This is a genomic window from Bradyrhizobium sp. (genome assembly GCF_016462955.1).
Lineage (GTDB): Bacteria > Pseudomonadota > Alphaproteobacteria > Rhizobiales > Xanthobacteraceae > Bradyrhizobium.
Window position 1 is genome coordinate 1 of sequence record NZ_JAEMSD010000617.1, and the last position, 2,850, is coordinate 2,850.

The window sequence follows — 2,850 nt, forward strand, 5'->3', positions numbered from 1 at the left end:
CTGAAGAACCTCGAGACCTTCACCAACTCGCTCGCCCGCAATTCCGAGAAGATCGACGGCGTGATGGCCAAGGTCGACGGCGTCATGCTCAAGGCCGACAGCCTCATGCTCGGCCTCAATACGCTGGCCGGCGGCAAGGACGGCGGCGAGCTGTTCCAGGCGGTGAAGTCGATCCGCGAATTGGCCGACGACTTCGACAAGCGCTCGGGGGCGCTGATGGCCGACGGCCGACGTACCCTCGGCGACATCAGCCGCGCCGTGAACAATTTCGACCGCAATCCGACCCGCGTGCTGTTCGGCGCCAGCAACTCGTCGCAGCCCGCCCCGCCGCCCGAGCCGCCGAAGCCGGCGGCAGCGCCGAGGCGGTAGGGGCACGCGTTCGTCCACTTCGCACTTTGGTCGTCGTGGGTCTCGTGTCCCGGACGCGCAGCAATGCGTCAGCGTTGCTGCGCTGAGCCGGGACCCAGACGGCAACACGGGTACGAGCTGTGAGATGGGCTCCGGCTCTGCAGCGCACCGCTGACCGGACGATGCTCCGCATCGCCGGGATAGCGCTGCGCTGCGTCCGGGGCACGAGTGCGAATCATGCGCCCAAAACAAAAACGGAGGCCGTGAGGCCTCCGTTTCATTCGCTATCTGCTTTCGCGTCTCACCCCAGCCGTCCCGCCGCATGCGCGAGCAGCGTGTAGACCAGACCCGTCTCCGAGGTCAGGTGGCTGCGCAGCTCCTGCGGGCCGCGGCCGTCGCGGGCGACTTCGTCGAGCAGGCGTTCGAACTCGACGACGTAGCGGTCGACCGTGCCCTTGAAGTTGCGGTCGGCGCGGTACTTGCGGGCGACCTCGTCGAAGGCCTTCTGGCCGGCCGGCGTGTAGAGGCGCTTGGTGAAGGCCTTGTTCTCGCCGCGCTGGTAGCGGTCCCACATCTCGGCGGCGAGGTTGCGGTCCATCAACCGGCCGATGTCGAGCGACAGCGATTCCAGAGGATTGCCGCTGGCTTGCGGGGCCTGCGGCTGCGGCGCGGGCGCCGCGGGGCGGCGCGGGGCCTCACGTCCGGACGGAGCGCCCTGGTTGGCGTCCGTGCGGCTCAGCAGGTCCGACAGCCAGCCGTCGCGGCCCTGGTCGTTGCCGCCAGGCGCAACCGGCGGCGCTTCGGTACGACGCGAGGGTGCGGGCATGCCGAGGTCCGGCGGCGGCAGCGTGGACGCGCTGCCGGTGTCGCGCATGCGCGTCTCGGCGACACGAGCGCCTGCAATCGCCATCACCGGCTCTTCCTGGCGGTGCACGCTCGCGCGGCCCGCCGTGGTGACGTCGAGCCCGCGGCCGTGCTGGGCCACGATGCGGTTGAGCTCGGCGAGCGCCTCGATCTGGTCGACGATCACCTTGCGCATCTGCGCGGTGCTTTCGGCGGCCTCCTGCGGCATCTCGAGCACGCCGCGGCGCAGTTCGTTGCGGGTGGCCTCGAGCTCGTTGTGCATCTCGAGAGCCATCTGCTTCATGCTGGCGACGAGGTTAGTGAACTTCTCGGTCGACTGCTTGAACATCGCATCCGCCTCGTCCGTGGTCTGGCGGTAGATGTCGTGCATGGCCTCGATGGTTTGCCGGTGCTCCTCCTCGGACGCCACGCGCACCGCCTCGAACTGACGGGTGATCGCGGCAGAGCCTGCGCCGGCGGTCTCGGCGACGACGCGGGCGATGTCGCGGGCGCGCTCCTCGGCGGCGGCCAGCGATTCATCGAGCAGGCCGGTGAAGCGCGACAGCCGCTGGTCGAGATCGGCGGTGCGCAGGTCGATGGTGGTGACCAGCGATTCCAGCGCCTGCTTGCGTTCGGCGAGCGAGGCGGTGGTGTTCTTGTTGCTCTGCTCGACCACCTGCGCGGCCTCGACCAGCGCCTGGCCGTGCTTGTCAAACTGCGTCGACAGCTCGCCGAGGTCCTGCAGCGCCTTCGTGGTCTTGCTGTTGAAGACGTTGAGCTGCTCTTCGAGGTTCTGGGTCGCAGCGCCGTTGCGCGAGGTGACGTCGTTCATCGCCGACACGAAGTCGGCGACGCGCGTCACCAGCGCCCGTTCCAGCGAGTTGAGGTTGTCGTGCGCACCGGTCAGCACCTCCTGGAGCAGGATGTTGCCTTCGCGCAGGCGCTCGAACAGCGCCACCGTGTCCGTGCGCAGGATCTTGCTGGTCTCCTGCATCTCGGTGACGGCCGCGATCGAAACCTGGCGCGACTGGTCGATCGCGGAACGCGAGGCCTGCTCGAGGTCCTTGAGCGACTTGCTGACCGCGCCGGTGGCGATCTCGCTCGCGACGTTGATGGTGCGGGCGACTTCCGAGCCGTTGCCCATCATGGTCTGCGAGAAGGCCTGGCCGCGCGTCTCGATCGACTTCAGCGCATCGGATGTGACGCGGTCGATGTCGAGCGTGAGCTGGCTGGCCTTCGAGCCGATCGCGTCCACCAGCGCACCGCGTTTGGTGTCGATCATGCTCGACAGGCGGTCGGCCTGCTGCTGCACATAGGTGACGATCTCGTCGGTCTTGCCGGTCATAGCCTGGCCGAAGCTGGAGGTGGCGGCGAGCACCGAACGCTCGACGTCGGCCGAGCTCGACTTGACGCGCGAGCTCGCCTCGTTGGAGGCGGAGATCAGCGCGTTCTGGGCGTTGAGCGCGCTGGTCTGGATGTCGCTGGTCGCGTTGGCCGTGGCCGTGCTCAGCGTGCGCTCGATCTCGGTCGAGATCGTGCGGATCTGGTTTGCGGCGTCGGCCGAGGTCGAGGTCAGCGAGATCTGCGCCTCGCGCGCGCTGCTGAGGATGGTCGAAGCGGTGTCGGCGCCGACCGAGGTCAGCGTGCGCGAGACGACCC

At 68.5% G+C, this 2,850-nt stretch carries 2 pseudogenes; one reads left to right on the plus strand and one right to left on the minus strand.

The window, feature by feature from the left end:
- Positions 1 to 369 (plus strand): annotated as a pseudogene (locus JHD07_RS35560) (MCE family protein); the annotation flags it as partial.
- Between the two features lie 280 nt (positions 370 to 649).
- On the opposite strand, the pseudogene JHD07_RS35565 reads toward JHD07_RS35560, so the two are convergent.
- Positions 650 to 2,850: pseudogene (locus JHD07_RS35565) on the minus strand (negative regulator of septation ring formation); the annotation flags it as partial.